At 66.4% G+C, this 18,575-nt stretch carries 20 protein-coding genes, 1 pseudogene and 1 riboswitch; of the genes and pseudogenes, 11 read left to right on the top strand and 10 right to left on the bottom strand.

Features of this window, described 5'->3' with window-relative positions; genetic code table 11:
- From HB724_RS18305 to ptsP, 3 genes and pseudogenes are all read right to left on the bottom strand, one after another.
- Nucleotides 1-381: pseudogene (locus HB724_RS18305) on the bottom strand (hypothetical protein); the annotation flags it as partial.
- A gap of 74 nt (nucleotides 382-455) precedes the next feature.
- On the bottom strand, nucleotides 456-1,289 hold the full coding sequence (locus HB724_RS18310) for a helix-turn-helix domain-containing protein (protein WP_213982386.1): 834 nt from the start codon (nucleotides 1,287-1,289) through the stop codon (nucleotides 456-458).
- Between the two features lie 108 nt (nucleotides 1,290-1,397).
- Nucleotides 1,398-3,674: a phosphoenolpyruvate--protein phosphotransferase gene (ptsP, locus tag HB724_RS18315; protein WP_213982387.1), complete on the bottom strand. Its 2,277-nt coding sequence runs from the start codon at nucleotides 3,672-3,674 to the stop codon at nucleotides 1,398-1,400.
- A gap of 103 nt (nucleotides 3,675-3,777) precedes the next feature.
- On the opposite strand from ptsP, the gene HB724_RS18320 reads away from it, so the two are divergent.
- Entirely contained in the window at nucleotides 3,778-4,137 is a 360-nt protein-coding gene (locus tag HB724_RS18320; protein WP_213982388.1) for a PadR family transcriptional regulator, read from the top strand.
- Nucleotides 4,137-5,093: a hypothetical protein gene (locus tag HB724_RS18325; RefSeq protein WP_213982389.1), complete on the top strand. Its 957-nt coding sequence runs from the start codon at nucleotides 4,137-4,139 to the stop codon at nucleotides 5,091-5,093. The genes HB724_RS18320 and HB724_RS18325 overlap by 1 nt, the downstream gene beginning before the upstream one ends.
- Here HB724_RS18325 and HB724_RS18330 read toward each other — a convergent pair.
- From HB724_RS18330 to HB724_RS18340, 3 genes are all read right to left on the bottom strand, one after another.
- The gene (locus tag HB724_RS18330) at nucleotides 5,090-6,121 is read right to left on the bottom strand and encodes a nitronate monooxygenase (protein WP_213982390.1); all 1,032 of its coding nucleotides are present in this window, start codon (nucleotides 6,119-6,121) and stop codon (nucleotides 5,090-5,092) included. The genes HB724_RS18325 and HB724_RS18330 overlap by 4 nt on opposite strands.
- Before the next feature lie 83 nt (nucleotides 6,122-6,204).
- Nucleotides 6,205-6,771 (bottom strand): DUF308 domain-containing protein, encoded by a 567-nt coding sequence (locus tag HB724_RS18335; RefSeq protein ID WP_213982391.1) that lies wholly within the window; start codon nucleotides 6,769-6,771, stop codon nucleotides 6,205-6,207.
- Between the two features lie 29 nt (nucleotides 6,772-6,800).
- Complete coding sequence (locus HB724_RS18340) at nucleotides 6,801-7,220, bottom strand: organic hydroperoxide resistance protein (RefSeq protein ID WP_213982392.1); 420 nt, start codon at nucleotides 7,218-7,220, stop codon at nucleotides 6,801-6,803.
- A 129-nt stretch (nucleotides 7,221-7,349) separates the two neighbouring features.
- Between HB724_RS18340 and HB724_RS18345 the strand changes: the two genes are divergently transcribed.
- Nucleotides 7,350-7,796 carry a MarR family transcriptional regulator gene (locus HB724_RS18345; protein WP_213982393.1) on the top strand — a complete coding sequence of 149 codons (447 nt, stop codon included), beginning with the start codon at nucleotides 7,350-7,352 and terminating at the stop codon, nucleotides 7,794-7,796.
- A 40-nt stretch (nucleotides 7,797-7,836) separates the two neighbouring features.
- Here HB724_RS18345 and HB724_RS18350 read toward each other — a convergent pair whose 3' ends face one another.
- Nucleotides 7,837-9,087: an aspartate kinase gene (locus tag HB724_RS18350; RefSeq protein ID WP_213982394.1), complete on the bottom strand. Its 1,251-nt coding sequence runs from the start codon at nucleotides 9,085-9,087 to the stop codon at nucleotides 7,837-7,839.
- A gap of 58 nt (nucleotides 9,088-9,145) precedes the next feature.
- On the opposite strand from HB724_RS18350, the gene ubiG reads away from it, so the two are divergent.
- A complete protein-coding gene (gene ubiG, locus HB724_RS18355; RefSeq protein WP_213982395.1) occupies nucleotides 9,146-9,877 on the top strand; it encodes a bifunctional 2-polyprenyl-6-hydroxyphenol methylase/3-demethylubiquinol 3-O-methyltransferase UbiG in 732 nt (243 codons plus the stop codon).
- A 3-nt stretch (nucleotides 9,878-9,880) separates the two neighbouring features.
- On the opposite strand, the gene HB724_RS18360 is transcribed toward ubiG, so the two are convergent.
- Nucleotides 9,881-10,252: a tRNA-binding protein gene (locus tag HB724_RS18360; protein ID WP_213982396.1), complete on the bottom strand. Its 372-nt coding sequence runs from the start codon at nucleotides 10,250-10,252 to the stop codon at nucleotides 9,881-9,883.
- Nucleotides 10,253-10,467: 215 nt separating this feature from the next.
- Between HB724_RS18360 and HB724_RS18365 the strand changes: the two genes are divergently transcribed.
- The 6 genes from HB724_RS18365 (at nucleotide 10,468) to HB724_RS18390 (ending at nucleotide 17,490) form a co-directional block, all read left to right on the top strand.
- Nucleotides 10,468-11,142, top strand: coding sequence for an endonuclease III (locus HB724_RS18365; RefSeq protein WP_213982397.1), 675 nt, complete (start codon nucleotides 10,468-10,470; stop codon nucleotides 11,140-11,142).
- A gap of 31 nt (nucleotides 11,143-11,173) precedes the next feature.
- A complete protein-coding gene (ung, locus tag HB724_RS18370; protein ID WP_213982398.1) occupies nucleotides 11,174-11,875 on the top strand; it encodes a uracil-DNA glycosylase in 702 nt (233 codons plus the stop codon).
- Nucleotides 11,876-12,325: 450 nt separating this feature from the next.
- Nucleotides 12,326-13,177 carry a MipA/OmpV family protein gene (locus HB724_RS18375; protein WP_213982399.1) on the top strand — a complete coding sequence of 284 codons (852 nt, stop codon included), beginning with the start codon at nucleotides 12,326-12,328 and terminating at the stop codon, nucleotides 13,175-13,177.
- A gap of 109 nt (nucleotides 13,178-13,286) precedes the next feature.
- Nucleotides 13,287-13,982, top strand: coding sequence for a PEPxxWA-CTERM sorting domain-containing protein (locus HB724_RS20570; RefSeq protein ID WP_256731615.1), 696 nt, complete (start codon nucleotides 13,287-13,289; stop codon nucleotides 13,980-13,982).
- 53 nt (nucleotides 13,983-14,035) lie between these two features.
- Nucleotides 14,036-14,144, top strand: a riboswitch (TPP riboswitch).
- 41 nt (nucleotides 14,145-14,185) lie between these two features.
- Nucleotides 14,186-16,081 carry a phosphomethylpyrimidine synthase ThiC gene (gene thiC, locus HB724_RS18385; RefSeq protein ID WP_213982400.1) on the top strand — a complete coding sequence of 632 codons (1,896 nt, stop codon included), beginning with the start codon at nucleotides 14,186-14,188 and terminating at the stop codon, nucleotides 16,079-16,081.
- A 176-nt stretch (nucleotides 16,082-16,257) separates the two neighbouring features.
- Nucleotides 16,258-17,490: an ATP-binding protein gene (locus tag HB724_RS18390; protein ID WP_213982401.1), complete on the top strand. Its 1,233-nt coding sequence runs from the start codon at nucleotides 16,258-16,260 to the stop codon at nucleotides 17,488-17,490.
- A 30-nt stretch (nucleotides 17,491-17,520) separates the two neighbouring features.
- On the opposite strand, the gene HB724_RS18395 is transcribed toward HB724_RS18390, so the two are convergent.
- Together HB724_RS18395 and HB724_RS18400 are read right to left on the bottom strand one after the other, a co-directional pair.
- Complete coding sequence (locus HB724_RS18395; RefSeq protein WP_213982402.1) at nucleotides 17,521-17,787, bottom strand: type II toxin-antitoxin system RelE/ParE family toxin; 267 nt, start codon at nucleotides 17,785-17,787, stop codon at nucleotides 17,521-17,523.
- Nucleotides 17,771-17,989 (bottom strand): TraY domain-containing protein, encoded by a 219-nt coding sequence (locus HB724_RS18400; protein ID WP_213982403.1) that lies wholly within the window; start codon nucleotides 17,987-17,989, stop codon nucleotides 17,771-17,773. Before HB724_RS18400 ends, HB724_RS18395 begins: the two co-directional genes overlap by 17 nt.
- 147 nt (nucleotides 17,990-18,136) lie before the next feature.
- Here HB724_RS18400 and HB724_RS18405 point away from each other — a divergent pair, with 147 nt between their 5' ends.
- A complete protein-coding gene (locus HB724_RS18405) occupies nucleotides 18,137-18,349 on the top strand; it encodes a hypothetical protein (RefSeq protein ID WP_213982404.1) in 213 nt (70 codons plus the stop codon).
- Nucleotides 18,350-18,575 lie beyond the last annotated feature (226 nt).

The raw sequence follows: 18,575 nt of genomic DNA on the forward strand, positions 1-18,575 counted from the left end.
TTCGAGCGCGGCGATCCGCGCGTCGGTCGCGCTCTTATATGCGTTGAACGACTCCTCGAGCTGGCGCAGGCGATACTGGTCCTGCTCCACCTGGCCGGTCATCGACTGGATCTGGCTCTCCAGCCCCGCGACGCGCTGGGTAAGATCGTTCAGCGGCGTATCGACGGGCGATCCGGGGATCACCGTGCTGGTCTCGGGCGTGATCTGCGCCTCGACCGTCTTGCCGGCGCCGCCGGGGAACACCTTGCGCTGCACCGCGCGCATCTCGCGCTCGAGCCGGTCGACGCGGCCGTCGAGCGTCAGGGTGGTCGTCTGCGCGGCGGCGGTGCCGCTCACGCCCATCGCGGCGAGGAGCGCCGCTACAGCCATCACGATACGCATAGTCAAATCCCCGGGAGCCCAGTTTCAGCCGGTAAAGGTACGGACGCCGATATAGCCGGCGAACGACGCATGCCTCAAGGCGCGGCGCTCGCATTGCCGGGCGCGGGCGAAGACGCCGTCCCCGGCTGGCCACGCGAACGCAGCGCGGCGGCGCCGACATCGATATTGACCGTCTCGACCCCGGTGCCGAGCGGCGGCACGTTCGAGCCGTTGATCGTCACCTGGATATTGTCGGGCCGGCCGGTGCGGGCGATCGGATGCTGGACGTCGATCGGCACCTCGTAACGCTCGCCCGGCGCCATCTCCTTCTCGAACAGCCGCTTGCCGTCGTCGCCGGTGATGCGCAGCCAGACCGTGTCGAGCGCGACGAGCGTGACATGCTCCTGCTCCGCCGGCGTGGCGGCGACGGCAGGCTCCGCTTCGTTGCCCGGCACGGCCGCAGCCGCGGCATTGTCCTGGACCTGCACCAGCCCCTCGCTCGCGGGGGCGCCGCCGCGGAAGAGATTGGTGCCGAACCACAGCCCGACGCCGGCCAGCACCAGGATCGCGACGATCACCCCGGCCCAGGCGAGCCCGCGCGACGGCACGCGCGAAGGATCTTCGAGCGGATATTCGGGCGCGACCGCCGGGCGCTCGTAATCGCCGAGCTCGGCGCGCACCTCGCGCGCGATCGCGACCTCGTCGACGCCCACCGCGCGGGCATAGGCCTTGGCGAAACCCATCGCATAGGTGACCGAGGGAAGACCGGTGTAATTGCCCTTCTCGATCGCCTCCAGATGCCGCTGCGGGATGCGGGTACGGCTGGCGATCTCGGCAATGTCGAGCCCTTGCGCCTCACGCGCGATTCTGAGCCTCTCGCCGATCTTGGCGGGAAACAGCGTAGGGTCTTCGGCGGGTTCGCCTTCCATGCACGACCTCCGGCGAACGGGCTTTTTGTCTGGGTGCCGCCGCCTTTCGAGGCGGTGTCCTCCAGCGCGCCGCGAGTGTCAACGGCGCGTACTCAATCCGCCTGTGGATCAGGCCAGTTCGACCGAATGTTCGTGCGCCCAGGCTTCGAGCGCGGCGCGCAGCGAGGTCCGCGGGTCCGCGAGCTGGGTCTGCACCACCTGCATCAGCGCGGCGCGATCGAGCGAGCGGACCATCGCCTTGATCGGGCCGACCGCCGCCGGCGTGATCGAAAGCCGATCGATGCCAAGCCCGATCAGCGCCATGGCCTCCAGCGGCCGCCCGCCCATCTCGCCGCACACCGCGACGGGCACGTCGGCGGCATGGGCCTGATCGGTCACGCGCTTGAGGAAGCGCAGGATCGACGGGCTGAGCCAGTCATAGCGCATCGCCAGCTTGGGATGCGCGCGATCGGCGGCGAACAGGAACTGGGTCAGGTCGTTGGTGCCGATCGACAGGAAATCGAGCTTGGGCAGCAACAGGTCGAGCACTTCGGCGAGCGCCGGCACCTCCAGCATCGCGCCATAGCGGATCTCGGCCGGCATCTTCTTGCCGCGCGCCGCGAGCCAGGCGCGCTGCGCCTCGAACAGCGCGCGCGCCTGATCGAACTCCCAGGGCTCCGAGACCATCGGGAACATCACGTTCAGGGTGCGGCCTGCGCCCGCCTCGATCAGCGCGCGCGCCTGGGCCTTCATCAGCCCGTCGCGATCGAGCGCGAGGCGCAGCGCCCGCCAGCCCATCGCCGGATTCTCCTCCTCGCCCTCCTCGTCATGATCGAGATAGGGGAGCGCCTTGTCGCCGCCGATATCGACGGTGCGGAAGGTGACCGATTTGTCGCCGACCCCGTCGAGCACGTCCTTGTAGAGCCGCCGCTGCGCCTCGCGCTGGGGCAAGGTGGCCGAGACGAGGAACTGGAATTCGGTGCGGAACAGGCCGATGCCGTCGGCGCCGGTCAGGTCGACCGCGGCGATATCGTCGCGCAGCCCGGCATTGACCATCACCGTGACGCGGTGGCCGTCGAGCGTCACCGGCGCTTCGGAACGCAGCCGGGCAAAGGCGGCGCGGCGCTTCTGGCTGAGCGCGAGCTTGGCCTCGAACGCCTCCTGCATCGCGCTGCTGGGGCGGATGAACAGGCTTTCCTCGCTCACGTCGAGCAGCAGCATGTCGCCCTCGGCGACCAGCCGGCGGATGTCGCGGACACGGCCGAGCACGGGCACGCCCATCGCCCGCGCGACGATGGTGACATGCGCGGTGAGCGAGCCTTCCTCCAGCACCACGCCCTTCAGGCGCCGGCGATCATATTCGAGCAGTTCGGCGGGGCCGAGATTGCGCGCGATCAGGATCGAATCCTGCCGGAGGCCCATCTGCGCCGCCGTGCCGAGCTGGCCCGATACGATGCGGAGCAGGCGATTGGAGAGATCCTCCAGATCGTGCATCCGATCGCGCAGGAGCGGATCGTCGATCTCGCGCATGCGCTGGCGGGTGCGCTGCTGGACGCGCTCGATCGCCGCCTCGGCGGTCAGGCCGGAATCGATCGCCTCGTTGATCCGGCGCGACCAGCCTTCGTCATAGGCGAACATCTTGTAGGTCGCGAGGATCTCGTCCTGCTCGCCGCCGCCGCCGAACTCGGCCTGGCTCGCCATGCGCTCGATCTGCTCGCGCATCTTGTCGAACGCCGCATAGACCCGGTGCCGCTCGGCCTCGACATCCTCGGCGACGGTATGCTCGATCGTGATGCGCGGCTGGTGGAACACCGCGACGCCGGCAGCCATGCCCTCGACCAGCTTGAAGCCACGGGTATGCGTGGCGACGGTCGGCTGGGGCCGGACGGAGCCGCCGCCCGCGGTATCGACCAGATCGGCATTGGCGATCAGCTCGGAAAGCACCATCGCCACGGTCTGCAGCGCCTCGATCTCGACATCGGCATAGCGGCGCGGATCGGCATGCTGGACCGCGAGCACGCCCACCGCGCGCTCGCGCCGGATGATCGGCACGCCGGCGAAGCTGTGATACGCCTCCTCGCCCGTCTCCGGCCGATAGGCGAAGGCGGGATGCATCTCGGCCTCGTCGAGATTGAGCGTCTCGACATGCTGGGCGATCGTGCCGACCAGCCCCTCGCCCAGCGCCAGCTTGGTGACATGGACCGCGTCCTGCGAAAGCCCGCGCGTCGCGAACAGCTCCAGCACGCCTTCGCGCAGCAGGTAGATCGAGCAGACCTCGCTGTGCAGCACTTCGCCGATCGTGTTGACGACCGAATTGAGCTTCGACTGGGCCGGAAGCCGCTTCGCCATCACGTCGTGGAGACGCGTGAGGATTTCCCGGGCGGAAGCGGCTGCGGTGAGGGCCATGTGTCAGCGCTATCAGATTGGCGGGGCAGACGCCAAGGACCGACCGGTACAATTATATACCTTGCGTCGCACAGTACTGTGCGTCATATAGTGTGTATCACCCATGATACGGGACGAGTCGGTGCCCATCGAAGACGATCTGTTCGAGAAGCTGCGCGTCGAGCTGCGCCGGGGATCGCTGGTGCTGGCGGTGCTCGGGGCGCTGCGCGAGGAGCGCTACGGCTACACGCTGCGCGTCAGCCTGGAGGAAGCCGGGCTGCCGATCGAGGAAGGCGCGCTCTATCCGCTGCTCCGCCGGCTGGAGGCGCAGGGGCTGCTCACCAGCGAATGGCGCGAGGAGGCGCGGCGCAACAAGCGCTTCTATCGCCTGAGCCCCGACGGGCTGGCGGTGCTCGGCCAGCTCCTCGCCGAATGGAACGCGATTTCGGAATCGATCCTCCGCCTTACCGGGAAGGACAAGTGATGGACCTCATCGAACGCTATCTCGGCGCGGTGCGCTGGAACCTGCCCGCCGGCAAGGCGGACGACATTATCGAGGAGCTGGCCGACCTGATCGCCAGCCGGATCGAGGACCGCGAGGAATCGCTCGGCCGCCCGCTGCGCCGGGACGAGATCGGCGCACTGCTCCGCGAGTTCGGCCATCCGCTCGCCGTCGCCGGACGCTATCACGGCCAGCGCGCGCTGATCGGGGCGGAGGTGTTCCCCTTCTACTGGTTCGTGCTGCGCGTCGTCCTCGCGATCGTCGCGGTGATCGAGGCGGTGGAGACCGGCGGGCGCGCGATCGTCGGCACCCAGCCGCTCGCCCAGGCGCTGGCCCAGGGGGTGAGCGAAGGGCTCCAGTCGCTGCTGCTGAACGCCGCGATCGTCACTTTGGTCTTCGCCATAGTCGAGCGCACCGGCTGGCTCGCCGCCTATCTCGAACGCTGGAAGCCGGAGGAGCTGCCCGTCCTGCGCCTGCCGCCCGCGCGCCGCCGCCGGCCCTGGGAGCCGCTGTTCGAGATCGCGTTCGGGATCGGCTTCCTGCTCTGGTGGGCCGGGGCGATCGCCGTGCCGCTGATGCCGCCGCACAGCGACGTGGCGATCACGGCCGCGCCGGTCTGGGCGCCGCTCTTCTGGCCTGTCGTCGCGCTGGTCGGGCTACGCGTCGTACAAGGGCTGGTGGCGCTGCTCCGTCCGGGCTGGAAGGCCCTGCGCGCCGCGATCCTGATCGCCTGCACCGCGGGCACCGTCGCGATCGCCGCAATGCTCTACCAGGCGGGCCGTATCCTGATCGCCACGCCCCTCTCGGCCGATGCCGCGCAGGCGGCGCGGATCCAGCAAAGCCTCGACCTGTCGCTGCACATCGCGGTGATCGTGGTCGGCGCGATCACCGTGGGGCAATGCGCGGTCGAGCTCTGGCGCCTCTTCCGCGAGCGCTAGGCCGCGCGCTTCTCCAGCGCATGGGCGGCCTCGGCCATCAGCGTGGCGATGATGTCGGCGACGGGCTCCTCCTTCGAGACCATGCCGACCGACTGGCCCGCCATCAGCGAGCCGTTGTCGACATCGCCGTCGATCACCGCGCGGCGCAGCGCGCCGGCCCAGTAATGCTCGATCTGGAGCTGGGCCTCCAGCATCTCGACCTTGCCGTCGTCCAGCAGCTGGGCGACTTCGCGCTGCTTGGCGGTGAACAGCTCGGTCGAGGCGTTCTTGAGCGCGCGCACCGGAATCACGGGAAGCCGCGGATCGATCTGGACGCTGGCGATGGCGTCGCGGGCCGAGGCGCGGATGAAGGCGCGCTTGAAATTGGGATGCGCGATGCTCTCGGTCGCGCAGACGAAGCGGGTGCCGAGCTGGACGCCCGCGGCGCCCATGTCGAGATAGGCCGCGATCGCCTCGCCCCGGCCGATGCCGCCGGCGACGAACACCGGCACCTGCTCGGAAACCTCGGGCAATATCTCCTGCGCCAGCACGCTGGTCGAGACCGGGCCGATATGGCCGCCGGCCTCCATCCCCTCGACCACCAGCGCGTCGACGCCCGATCGGATCAGCTTCTTCGCCAGGCTGAGCGCGGGCGCGAAGCAGATCAGCTTGGCGCCGTTCGCCTTGATCGCGTCGAGCGAGCCCGCGGGGGGAAGGCCCCCCGCCAGCACGATATGCGTGACGTCATGACGGCCGCATACCGCGATCAGGTCCATGAGCTGGGGGTGCATCGTGATGAGGTTGACGCCGAACGGCTTGTCGGTGAGCGCCTTGGTCGCCGCGATCTCGGCATCGAGCAGCTCGGGGCTCATCGCGCCGCACGCGATCAGGCCGAAGCCGCCCGCGTTCGACATCGCCGAGACCAGATGCCGCTCCGAAACCCAGGACATCGCGCCGCACAGGATCGCGACCTTCGATCCCAGAAACTCGCACCCGCGCGCCATGCGCCGCTGAAGGCGCTCGGCGCCGATCGTGGAAACCATGTTCATCGCGAGGGCCTAGCCGCGCCCGGGGGCATGGGGCAAGCCCTGCACGGCCTGCCCCATGTCCACCTCGACCGCCGGCGCGGGGATCAGCGCCGCCCGCGCACGGCAAGCCATACTCCCGAGACGAGGAAGTAGAAGGCGCCGAACGCGGCATAGGGCGCGATGTCGAGGATCGTCGGCGTCGCCGCGCCGCTTGCCTGTTTGAGGAAGAACCCGCCGGCGAGCGCCGATTGCGCGCCGCTCAGGATCATCGCCCATTGCGCGCCCTGGCTCTTCCAGCGGCGAATCCCCGTAAGCAGCTGGAACAGGCCGGCAAGCCCCGCCCAGATGCCGAACAGCGCGAGCACGGCGTGCATGCCATGGCCGAGCGCGACGAGCACCGCGATGCTCAGCCCGCCGCTCACCACGGCATTGAGCGCCTGGGAAGGATTGGCCCGCGCGCCGCCGTTGCGCCGCGCATCGGCGACATTGGCCAGCGCGTCCCAGGCGGGATAGGCGACCAGCAGCGCCGCGCCGGCCACCGGATCGGCGACACCGAGCGTCGCCGCCGCAGCGACCCAGAGCGCGGAGACCCCGGCGCGGACAAGGTAATAATGTTGGAGCCACCGGTCCGCGCCAGCCGGCGCGGACCTCTCGATCCTATCAACGTTCATCGGAATTGCCTTTGCGATGCGGGAGGGGCTCACGCCTGGGCGAGATCGACCTTGGCGCCGTTGCGGGTCAGCTCCGAATAGGGGCAGACCACGTCGGCGGCCGCGATCAGCGCCTTGGCGGTCTCGTCGTCGACGGCGGGGATCGAGACGCGCAGCGCGATCGCAAGGCCGAAGCCGGCGCCGTCGTCGCGCGGACCGATGCCCACCCGGGCAGTGACCAGGGGCTCGCCGATCGCGACCTTCTTTTGCCCAGCGACGAACTTCAGCGCACCGAGGAAGCAGGCGGCATAGCCCGCCGCGAAGAGCTGCTCGGGGTTGGTTCCGGCACCGCCGGCGCCGCCGAGCTCCTTGGGGGTGTCCAGCGTGACCGACAGCGCGCCGTCGCTCGAGCGGGCGGTGCCGGTGCGGCCGCCGGTGGCGATGGCTTCGGCCTGATACAGCGTCTTCATGACAGGGCTCCTTTTCCATTATGCGATAATAATTATCGCGATAAGTGATTATCTATGGAGCATCGCGGGGCTTGTCCAGCATTAATTTATCGCGATATGTATTTTTGCGACAAACAAGGATCGACCGCCATGCCAACCCCCTCGCCCAGGCTCGACCAGCTTCTGTGCTTCTCGCTCTATGGCGCGAGCATGGCGGTGAACCGCGTCTACAAGCCGCTGCTCGACGCGCTGGGAATCACCTATCCGCAATATCTGGTGCTCAACGTGCTGTGGGAGGACGACGGCCAGGCCATCGGCGCGATCGCCGAGCGGCTGGCGCTCGAATCGAGCACGATCACGCCGCTGGTGAAGCGGCTGGAAGCGGCAGGGATGCTCACCCGTGCGCGCAATCCCGGCGACGAGCGCCAGGTGCTGGTGCATCTGACCGAGCAGGGCCGCGCGCTGCAGGAGCGGACGCACTGCCTGGGCGAAACGCTGTTCGCCGCGGCGGGACTGCCCGTCGAGCAGCTCGTCGCGCTCAATCGCCAGGTGCAGGCGTTCCGCGACGCAGTAGCGGCACATACGACCGGACACTGACCGGCCCCGCATCGCCCCCGTACGGGGGCGCATTCGGCAATCAGCCCGCGTCCTCGGCATCCAGCCCATAGGCGGTATGCAGCACGCGCACCGCAAGCTCGGTCTCGTCCTCGTGGATCAGCACCGAGACCTTGATCTCCGACGTGGTGATCGCCTGCACGTTGATGCCGCGATCGCCCAGCGTCTTGAACATCGTCGCGGCGACGCCGGCATGGCTGCGCATGCCCACGCCCACCACCGAGATCTTCGAGACGCGCGGATCGTGGATCAGCTTGGCGAAGCCGATCGACTCCTGCGACTTGTTCAGCACGTCGAGCACCCGGGCCAGCTCGGCCTGGGGGGCGGTGAAGGTCACGTCGGTCGATCCCGTCGAATGCGCCACGTTCTGGACGATCATGTCGACATTGATGTTCGCGTCCGCCAGCGGCGTGAAGATCGAGGCGACCGCGCCGGGCCTGTCGGGCACCGCGGTCAGCGTGATCTTGGCTTCGTTCTTGTCGTGCGCGATGCCCGTGATGAGCTGGCGTTCCATGTCGTCGATCTCCTCTTCGCCCACGATCAGCGTGCCCGGCTCGCTCGCGCCGTCGGCATCGACGAACGAGGACAGCACCTGGACGCGGACGCCTTCCTTCATTGCAAGCCCCACCGAGCGCGTCTGAAGCACCTTGGCGCCGACGCTGGCGAGCTCGAGCATTTCCTCATAGGTCACGCGCTTCAGCTTGCGCGCGCGCGGCACGATGCGCGGATCGGTGGTGTAGACGCCGTCCACGTCGGTATAGATGTCGCAGCGATCGGCCTTCATCGCCGCCGCCATCGCCACCGCCGACGTATCCGATCCGCCACGGCCCAGCGTGGTGACGCGCTCGCCGGCCGCCACGCCCTGGAAGCCCGGGATCACCGCGACCTCGCCCCTGGCGAGGCTGGCGTCGAGCGTCGCCGTATCGATATCGGCGATCCGGGCCGAGGCATGGCCGTCGGACGTGCGGATCGGCAATTGCCAGCCCATCCAGCTGCGCGCCGGCACGCCGATCGCCTGGAGCGCGATCGCCAGCAGCCCCGAAGTGATCTGCTCGCCCGCCGAGACGACGACGTCATATTCCTTGGGATCGTAGAGCGACGAGGCTTCGCGGCAGAAGCCGACCAGCCGATCGGTCTCGCCCGCCATCGCCGAGACGACGACCGCGACCTGGTTGCCCGCCTCCCATTCGCGTTTCACGCGCGCGGCCACGCTCCGGATACGCTCGATGCCGGCCATCGAGGTGCCGCCGAATTTCATCACGATACGCGCCATGGCTGGTTGCTTGTTTCCTGGCCTTGGGGGAGATGGGCGTGCCTGATAGGAGCGCCTCATGGCGAACGCAACCAAAGCAACAATTGACCCGCGTGAAGCTGAGCATTTCGGCAGGCTGGCGCGCGACTGGTGGGATCCCAAAGGCAGTTCGGCGATGCTCCACCGGCTGAACCCGGCGCGGCTGGCCTATATCCGCGAGAGCGTGGACGCGCATTGGGGCGGCGATCCCGCCGCCTTCGCGCCGCTCAAGGGCAGGACGGCGATCGATGTCGGCTGCGGCGCGGGGCTGCTCGCCGAGCCGCTCGCCCGGCTCGGCGCGAAGGTGACCGGCGTGGACGCCGCGCCCGAGAATATCGGCGCGGCCCGCGCCCATGCCGAAGCGACGGGCCTCGACATCGACTATGTCGCCGGCGGGATCGAGGATCTGGCCGGGCGGCGCTTCGATCTGGTCGTCTCGATGGAAGTGATCGAGCATGTCAGCGATCCCGCCGCGTTCGTCGCCGGCCTGGCCGGCGCGCTGGCCGAGGGCGCGCTGATGATCCTCTCCACACCCAACCGCACGCTCCTGTCGCGCGTGGCGATGATCGAGCTGGGCGAAGGGCTGGGCGCGATCCCCAAGGGGACGCACGACTGGGATCGATTCCTGAGGCCCGAGGAGCTGGAGGCGCTGCTGGCGGACGCCGGGCTGCGCGTGATCGAGCGGCGCGGGCTAAGCTTCTCGCCGGCCCGAGGCTTCGTCACCGGCGGCAACGAAGCGCTCAACTATCTGCTGACGGCGGTGCGGACCTGAGGATCAGAACAGGCGGCCGCCGTTCGGCACCGGCTCACCGGGATGGAACAGCACCACCTTGCCCTCGGCATCCGGAAAGCCGAGCGTCAGCACTTCAGACATGAACTTGCCGATCTGGCGCGGCGGAAAATTGACCACGGCCGCGACCTGCCGGCCGTGCAGTTCCTCCAGCCTATAATGTTCGGTGATCTGCGCCGAGGAGCGCTTGCGGCCGATCACCGGCCCGAAATCGATCACCAGCTTGAAGGCGGGCTTGCGCGCCTCCGGAAAGGGCAGCGCCTCGACGATCGTGCCCACACGGATATCGACCGCCAGGAACTGATCGAAGCCGATCGTCTCCGCCGGCCCGGCGGACGAATCATGGGTGACGTGCATGGCCGGGCTTCTACCGCGATCGGCAGCTTTTGCCACGGGGCCGCGCAAAGCCCCTCCCCTTCAGGGGAGGGGTTGGGGTGGGGCAGTAATCACGAGCGCAGGTCTCGATGAGACATCCCCCACCCCCCAACCCCTCCCCTGAAGGGGAGGGGCTCAAAGCCGATATTGCCCGATCAGGATTGACATTCGTTCCTTATATGTTCCACCCTCCTCCCATGCAGCTCGGTTTCTTCGGCCGGAACGATCTGGAGCATTGGCGCGCCGGCCTGGCGAGCCTCGGCACCGCGCTGCCGTCCCGGCGCCGCAAGCCGATCGGGCAATTGGTCAAGTCGCTCATCAGCGGACGCACCCGCGATCCCGTATCGCTCGCCGCCTATCACCGGCTGCGCGACCGGTTCGGCTCCGCGCGGAGCATCGCCGCCGCGCCGGTCCCGCTGATCGAGGAAACCATCGCGGAGGTAACCTTCGCCGACTCCAAGGCCGCATGGCTGGCGGCGGCGCTCCGGCGGATCGCGCGAGAGAAGCCGGATTTCGACCTGGACTTTCTGGGCGATCTCCCGCTCGACGACGCGCTGGCCTGGCTCGAGCGGCTGCCCGGCGTCGGCCGCAAGGTGGCGGCATCGACGCTCAACGCGAGCACGCTCTCGCGCCCCGTGTTCATCGTCGACAGCCATGCGCTGCGCCTGCTCCGCCGGCTCGGCTTCGTCGATTCCGGCGCCGAGGCGCTTGCCGCGAGCGAAGCGGTCACCGCCGCGATGCCGCATTGGTCGGGCGACGATTTCCTCGCCTTCCACATCGCCGCCAAGCGGCTGGGCCAGACCGCCTGCCGCCCGGAGGCGCCGGCCTGCGCGCGCTGCCCGCTGCGCACGGATTGTCCGTCGCGCGATTGACAGCGGGCCCGCGCTTTCCGACAGCAGGCGCATGGGAGACGTCAAGCTGCATCCGAGCTGGCTCGCGCCGCTGGAGGACGAGTTCGCATCGCCGTACATGGCGGCGCTGAAGGAATATCTCGTCGCCGAGAAGGCAGCGGGCAGGCGCATCTTCCCCGCCGGCAGCGAATGGTTCCGCGCGCTCGACCTGACGCCGCTGGAGGATGTCCGCGTCGTGATCCTGGGGCAGGATCCCTATCATGGCGAAGGCCAGGCGCATGGCCTGTGCTTCTCGGTCCGCCCCGGCGTCCGCACGCCGCCGAGCCTGGTCAACATCTACAAGGAGATGGAGACCGATCTCGGCATCCCCCCGGCGCGCCACGGCTTCCTGGAGCATTGGGCGAAGCAGGGCGTGCTGCTGCTGAACGCAGTGCTGACCGTGCAGATGGGCATGGCCGCCTCGCACCAGGGGCGCGGCTGGGAGCGCTTCACCGACGCGGTGATCCGGCTGGTCAACGCCAAGCCCGATCCGGTGGTGTTCCTGCTCTGGGGCAGCCATGCGCAGAAAAAGGCGGCGTTCGTCGATTCGATCGATCGCGGCGGGCGGCATCTGGTGCTGAAGGCGCCGCACCCCTCGCCCTTGTCGGCGCATTCGGGCTTTTTCGGCAGCCGGCATTTCTCCAAGGCCAATGCGTTCCTGGAGAGCCGCGGCGAGAAGCCGATCGACTGGGCGTTGCCGGAACTGCCCCGATAGCGCGGGGCGCCGCCGAACTTTCTTCTTCCGGTGTCATGAGAGTTGCACACTCGGCCCCTAACCGCGCTCTGGTCCGGCCGAAACGCCCGCACGAAATTACAAATTCATGGAATCGCAGGATTTCATGTGCCGGTTGCCGTGTGGATGCGGCACCGGCGAACCGGCTAGGAGAGCGTGCTCGTCCCGCTTCAGGGCGCGCCCTCCCGGCGGAGGAGGTGAGGATTACCCTCCCCTCACCTCCTCCGTCTCCCCCTGTCCCGTCGCCGCGCGGCGCGGACAGGTCCGGATGACCCTCTCCGCCCCCGCCACCCTGATATGATGCCTGTCATCGGGCCATTCCGGCCGCGCGCAACCGGTGCCGGAACGCAATGGGTTCGGATTTGCTACCTTTCTCAGGAACCCGCGCTAGAAGGGAAGCGTTTCGCGGGTGCAACATTTCTCGGAGCCGCCATGTTCTTTCGCCACGCTACCCTGCTGATTCCCCTGCTGATCGCCACCCCGGTGCTGGCGCAGGCGGACAGCGCGCCCGCCGAAATCGATACCGCCAAGCTGGACGGCGACCGGCTGACGATCGGCGTCGGCGCCACAATCGTCCCGAGCTATGAGGGTTCGGACAACATGGTGCTCGTCCCCATGCCGGCGGCGACGGGGCGCGTCTCCGGCTTCAACTTCACGCTGAGGGGCAACCGCGCCTGGGTCGATCTGATCCCCACCCCCGGCGGCCCCGGCTGGGATTTCCAGGCCGGCCCGATCGTCTCGGTCAATTTCAACCGCAACAGCCGGATCGAGGACGATCGGGTCGGGGCGCTCGGCAAGATCCCCATGGCGCTGGAAGCCGGCGGCTTCGTCGGCATCGGCCGGCAGGGCGTGCTCACCAGCGACTATGACAAGCTCACGGTCGGCGTCGGCTATCTGCACGATGTCGGCAAGGTGCATCGCAGCTATGTGCTCACGCCCTCGATCGATTACGGCACGCCGCTCAGCCGCAAGATCTTCGTCGCGATCAACCTCTCCGCCGACTATATGGGCGAAGGCTATGCCGACACCTATTTCGGCGTGAGCCCAGCGGGCAGCGTCGCCAGCGGCCTGCCCGTCTTCGACGCCGGCAAGGGCTGGAAGGACTGGAGCCTGGGCGCGGTGGCGATGACTTCGCTCACCGGCGACCTGACCGGGGGACTCCAGCTCGTCGGCGGCGTCAGCTACCGCCGGCTGCTGAACGATGCGGGGGATTCCCCCGTCACCAGCATCGCCGGCTCGCCCGATCAATGGACCGGCATATTGGGGCTGGCCTACACCTTCTGATGCGGGGCGGCGCTCCTTCCCGAAACGGGACAAGCCTTCACCGTTTCGCAATTGCGGCAGGAGCTGGTTAACGATAGCGCTACCTTTATCAAAAGGTGGGGGCATTCCGATGATCAGCAAGCGTTTTCTCGCCGCGGCATTGTTCGCGGCAACTGCGGTTTCGCCGGCGATGGCGCAGGATATCGACACGACCGGCGGCGCGACCACGATATTGACCGGCGTCGGCACCAGCTCGATCAATGCGATGGGCAGCACCTTCACGGTCGGTGCGCAGACCCAGCTCGACAGCTTCTCCTTTTCCCTCGCGGACCCCAACCGCTTCAACTCGGCGGACTATCTGTTCAAAGCCTATATCTATGCCTGGAACGGTTCGAGCCCGATCGGCACCGCGCTCTACGAGAGCAGCCTCCAGCAATATGCGTTCGGCCCGTCCGGCCGCGAATACAGCTTCGACACCGGCGGCATCGCGCTCGATAGCGGCGAGAAATATGTCCTCTTCTTCTCCAATGCCGGGGTCCAGGCGAGCGACGCCACAAAAGGGGTGGGCACGAAGTTCCAGAGGCAGGATGTCTATGCCGGCGGCGAGCTCGTCTTCAGCCTGGGCGGTGACGGCTTTTCCTCGATGCTGGCAGGCCCCTGGACCACTTCCGGGTCCGTACGGGGCACCTACGACATGGCCTTCAAGGTCGATTTCTCCGATCCGGCGGGCGTGCCCGAGCCGGCGGCCTGGGGCATGATGATCGGCGGCCTGGGCCTAGCCGGCGCCTCGATGCGCCACCGCCGGCGCAAGGCGGCACTCGCCTGATCGATTCCGCGGCACGGTGGCTTGCCCGCCGTGCCGCTTGCTTCTAGACTCGGCCTATTCCCCGGGGGACCGCTGATGCGCGGTTGAGAGGAAGGCGGCAGCCTTCGACCCGCTGAACCTGATCCGGTTGAGACCGGCGGAGGGAGGGAGCGGCTTTCATTCCGAAACCCGTGATCTCGCTCCGACATTTGGAGCGACAAACCATGGCCGACATCCCCGCGCGCACCGAGATCGGCGTCACGACCGGGCCCATTCGCGGCTCGAAGAAGATCCATGTCGGCCCGCTCAAGGTCGCGATGCGCGAGATCCATCTCGATCCCCATTCGGGCGAGCCGCCGGTGCGCGTCTACGACACGTCCGGCCCCTATACCGATCCCGAGGCCCGCATCGACATCATGGCCGGCCTGCCGGCGCTCCGCCGCGACTGGATCCTCGGCCGCGGCGATGTCGAGCAGGTCGAAGCCCGCGAGGTCCGCCCCGAGGACAACGGCCAGCTCGGCCCCGATCGTTCGGGAGGCGTCCAGCCCTTCCCCAATGTCGTCCGCCGCCCCTTGCGCGCCAAGCCGGGCATGAACGTCAGCCAGATGCATTACGCGCGGCGCGGCATCGTCACGCCCGAGATGGAATATGTCGCCGAGCGCGAGAATCTCGGCCGCGAGCGCCTCGCCGAATACACCCGCGACGGCCAGTCCTTCGGCGCCGCGATCCCCGATTACGTCACCCCCGAATTCGTCCGCGACGAAGTGGCGCGCGGCCGCGCGATCATCCCCAACAACATCAACCACCCCGAATCCGAGCCAATGGCGATCGGCCGCAACTTCCTGGTCAAGATCAACGCCAATATCGGCAATTCCGCCGTCGCCTCCAACGTCGCGGCCGAAGTCGACAAGATGGTCTGGTCGATCCGCTGGGGCGCGGACACCGTGATGGACCTCTCCACCGGCCGCAACATCCACGACACCCGCGAATGGATCCTGCGCAACGCCCCCGTGCCGATCGGCACCGTGCCCATCTACCAGGCGCTGGAGAAGGTCGGCGGCGTCGCCGAGGATCTCACCTGGGAAATCTTCCGCGACACCCTCATCGAACAGGCCGAGCAGGGCGTCGACTATTTCACCATCCATGCCGGCGTGCGTCTCGGCTATATCCCGATGGCGGCGCGGCGCGTCACCGGCATCGTCTCGCGCGGCGGCTCGATCATGGCGAAATGGTGCCTCGCGCACCACAAGGAGAGCTTCCTCTACGAGCGCTTCGACGAGATCACCGAGATCATGAAGGCCTATGACATCGCCTATTCGCTCGGCGACGGCCTGCGCCCCGGATCGATCGCCGACGCGAACGACGAAGCCCAGTTCAGCGAGCTCTACACGCTCGGCGAGCTCACCCACCGCGCCTGGAAGCAGGACGTCCAGGTGATGATCGAAGGCCCCGGCCATGTGCCGATGCACAAGATCAAGGAGAATATGGACAAGCAGCTCGAAGTCTGCGGCGAGGCGCCCTTCTACACGCTCGGGCCGCTCACCACCGACATCGCGCCGGGCTATGACCATATCACCAGCGGCATCGGCGCCGCGATGATCGGTTGGTACGGCACGGCGATGCTCTGCTACGTCACCCCCAAGGAGCACCTTGGATTGCCGGATCGCGACGACGTGAAGGTCGGTGTCGTCACCTACAAGCTCGCCGCCCACGCCGCCGATCTCGCCAAGGGCCACCCAGCCGCCCAGGTCCGCGACAATGCGCTGTCAAAGGCGCGCTTCGAGTTCCGCTGGCGCGACCAGTTCAACCTGTCGCTCGATCCCGACACGGCCGAGCAGTATCACGACCAGACCCTCCCCGCGGAGGGCGCCAAGACCGCGCATTTCTGCTCGATGTGCGGCCCGAAATTCTGCTCGATGCAGATCAGCCAGGAAGTCCGCGCCTTCGCCTCGAAGCAGAACCAGGGCGTGGACGGCTTCCTAGCCACCGGCCCCACCGGCGCGGAAACCGCCGCCGCCAGCAAGGCCGCCGCGCTCAAGGGCATGGAAGAGATGAGCAAGGTGTTCAAGGAAACCGGCAGCGAGCTGTATATGGGGGCCGGCGGGCGGGAGCATGATTGAGGGGAGAGGGGATATGGAGTTGACGACCGCGTTATCGCGCTCTTCCTAAAAAACTACGGTTCCTTTGCCAATGTTACGCTTTTTAGGCTTAGACCAAAGCGCGCTTCGTCAGAGTTTGAAATTAAAAGTGGGAACGGTTACGATCCGAATTGCGACGAAAGAGCAGGGCGAGCGACTTGAAAAAATTACCTCATCTGGTTTTTACGCCTAAATCATTCGAGGTGAATAACTCGATGTATGTGCGTCGAGCTGAGTTGGAGACCCGTCTTATAGACGCATTCCCATCAAACAAATTCATCGTGATCCACGGCGAAAGTGGGAACGGAAAAACCTGGCTCTTTAAGAAGGTTTTTGCGGACCACGATATCTTCTACGAAGTTGTTAACCTTGGAAATGCATCGGGCGCAGAATCGCTCGATAGAGCATTTACGGTTAAGCTCGGGGAATGGGGCTCAAAGCAAAAATCCTCTGAAGGAACGGCTTCGAGCGCTGGCGCCAAACCGATGGGTATGGGCGTCGAACACCGGTTGGATACGTCCAGTTCGTACGTGATCAAAAGCCCCTTTCATCATCTTGTAGAAGAGATTCGACGTCGGGCAGGTAATGACCAGCGCTGTGCAATTATTTTTGATAATTTCGAGGCTATTATCGATAATCCAAAGCTCGTTCGTGAGCTTGCCGGGATTATTTTGAATGCAGATGACGAGTCGTTCGCTAAACACGATATTCAGCTCGTTATTGTCGGCACGCCAACGAATTTGAAGCATACTATTGTTCAGCTTTCTAAATCTGCCCCCGTTGCGAATAGGTTAGTGGAAATCCCTGAGGTCGCCCGCATGTCGGCCGAAGAAGCTGCCCAACTTATGGAGCAAGGGTTCATTAAAGAACTCGGGCTTAATTTTCATGAAAATCTAGACAAAAAAGATGTATTTGAAGAGATTGCTTGGAATACTGATCGTATTGCCCAACACATTCAGGAGCTTTGCCTACTTATTGCACAGGCAGCTGAGCGAAATAATCATACAATTTCAAGAGAAATTGTGGATAGAGCGACTGAAACGTGGGTAGCCGATACACTTTCTGCTGACATTGCCACAATTCATGGCTCAATGAATGCCCGCGACACGCGTATTGGTCGCAAAAATCAAACACTTTATGCCCTAGGTCAATGCAAGCTCGAAGATTTTAAATATACTGATATTGAAGCGATTCTTCGAAAGTACTTCAACGTCGGCGGAGCGACACTCAATATATCGCAAATATTGTCGGGTTTTGCAGCCGAAGACAACCCTATTATAACGAGAAACCCGCAGGCAGATGCTTGGCGATTCGTATCACCAAAGTATCGTATGGCAATACGAGCGCTGTTGAAAAAGGAGTCGGATGGACGAATTTCTCTGCGGAAGTAAAATTCCGGTGTCAGTTGCGATAACCTCACCTCACCGATAAACCTCCCGCCGATGCGCCACACGCACCACCAGGATCAGCACCCGCTCATCCTCGATCCGCGCCACCGCCCGATAGTCCCCGATCCGCCAGCGCCAATATCCCGCATGGTCGCCGGTCAGCGCGCTGCCCAGCGTGCGCGGGTCGTCGAGCACCGCGGTCCGCTCCTCCAGCGTCTTGATGATCCGCGCCGCAGCTATGCGGTCGAGCTTCCTCAGTTCCTTCGCCGCTTCCGGCAGGAACTCAATCCTCCAGGCCAAGCTCGGCCTTCAGGTCGGCAAGCGGGATAGCGTCGCCGTCGCGGAAATCGCGCAACCGCTCCTCGGCGAGATAGAAGTCCTCGAGATCGTCGAGATGCGCCGCGATCGCCTCGCGCGCATAGAAGGTCTTGGTGCGCCCCGTCCGCGCCGCCAGCGCTTCGAGCCGCGCTTCGGTTTCCGTGTCCAGACGTACTGCCAACATCGCTCGACTCCTCTTGCTATACATGTATAGCGCATGGTCCGCCGCCGCAATGGCGCAACATTGACACCGGCACCGTGCCACGCTCCGATAATCGCCCGGCATCTGATAGACTATCGACCCCAGCCGCCTCCCAGGAGTTCCGCCGCGATGGAAGCCGAAGCACCCCACCCCCTCGCCACGCCGCAGACCGCCCGCGCGACGATCCGCTTCGGCGAGCGGTTCGTGATGGAGGCCGAGGCCCGCGCCACGCCGCTCGGGCTGCTCGCGGTCGGCGGGCTGGTCGCGGCGATCCTGCTCGCGGTGCCGCCGATCGTCCGCGCGGCGCATCCCGGCAAGGCGCTGCCGCCGCCCCGGAGCTGACGGGCCGGAACCGGCCCGCGATCCCCCGGCCTTCACGGGCACCGGCCCCCTTCCAATGTAGGATTTCATCTGCTCCATCCTGTCCGATGGAACAGCAATCGTCACGCAACCCGCTGCCGGCCGCCCCTCGCGCCGCCATCCGCCCCTCCGGCCCCCCGCCCCCCCCCCCCTGGCCGCCTTCCCCCCCGCCCCCCTTCCTTGCCGCCCGCCCCGCCACCCCCCACCT

The sequence above is a fragment of the Sphingomonas sp. dw_22 genome, assembly GCF_018449795.1.
Lineage (GTDB): Bacteria > Pseudomonadota > Alphaproteobacteria > Sphingomonadales > Sphingomonadaceae > Sphingomonas.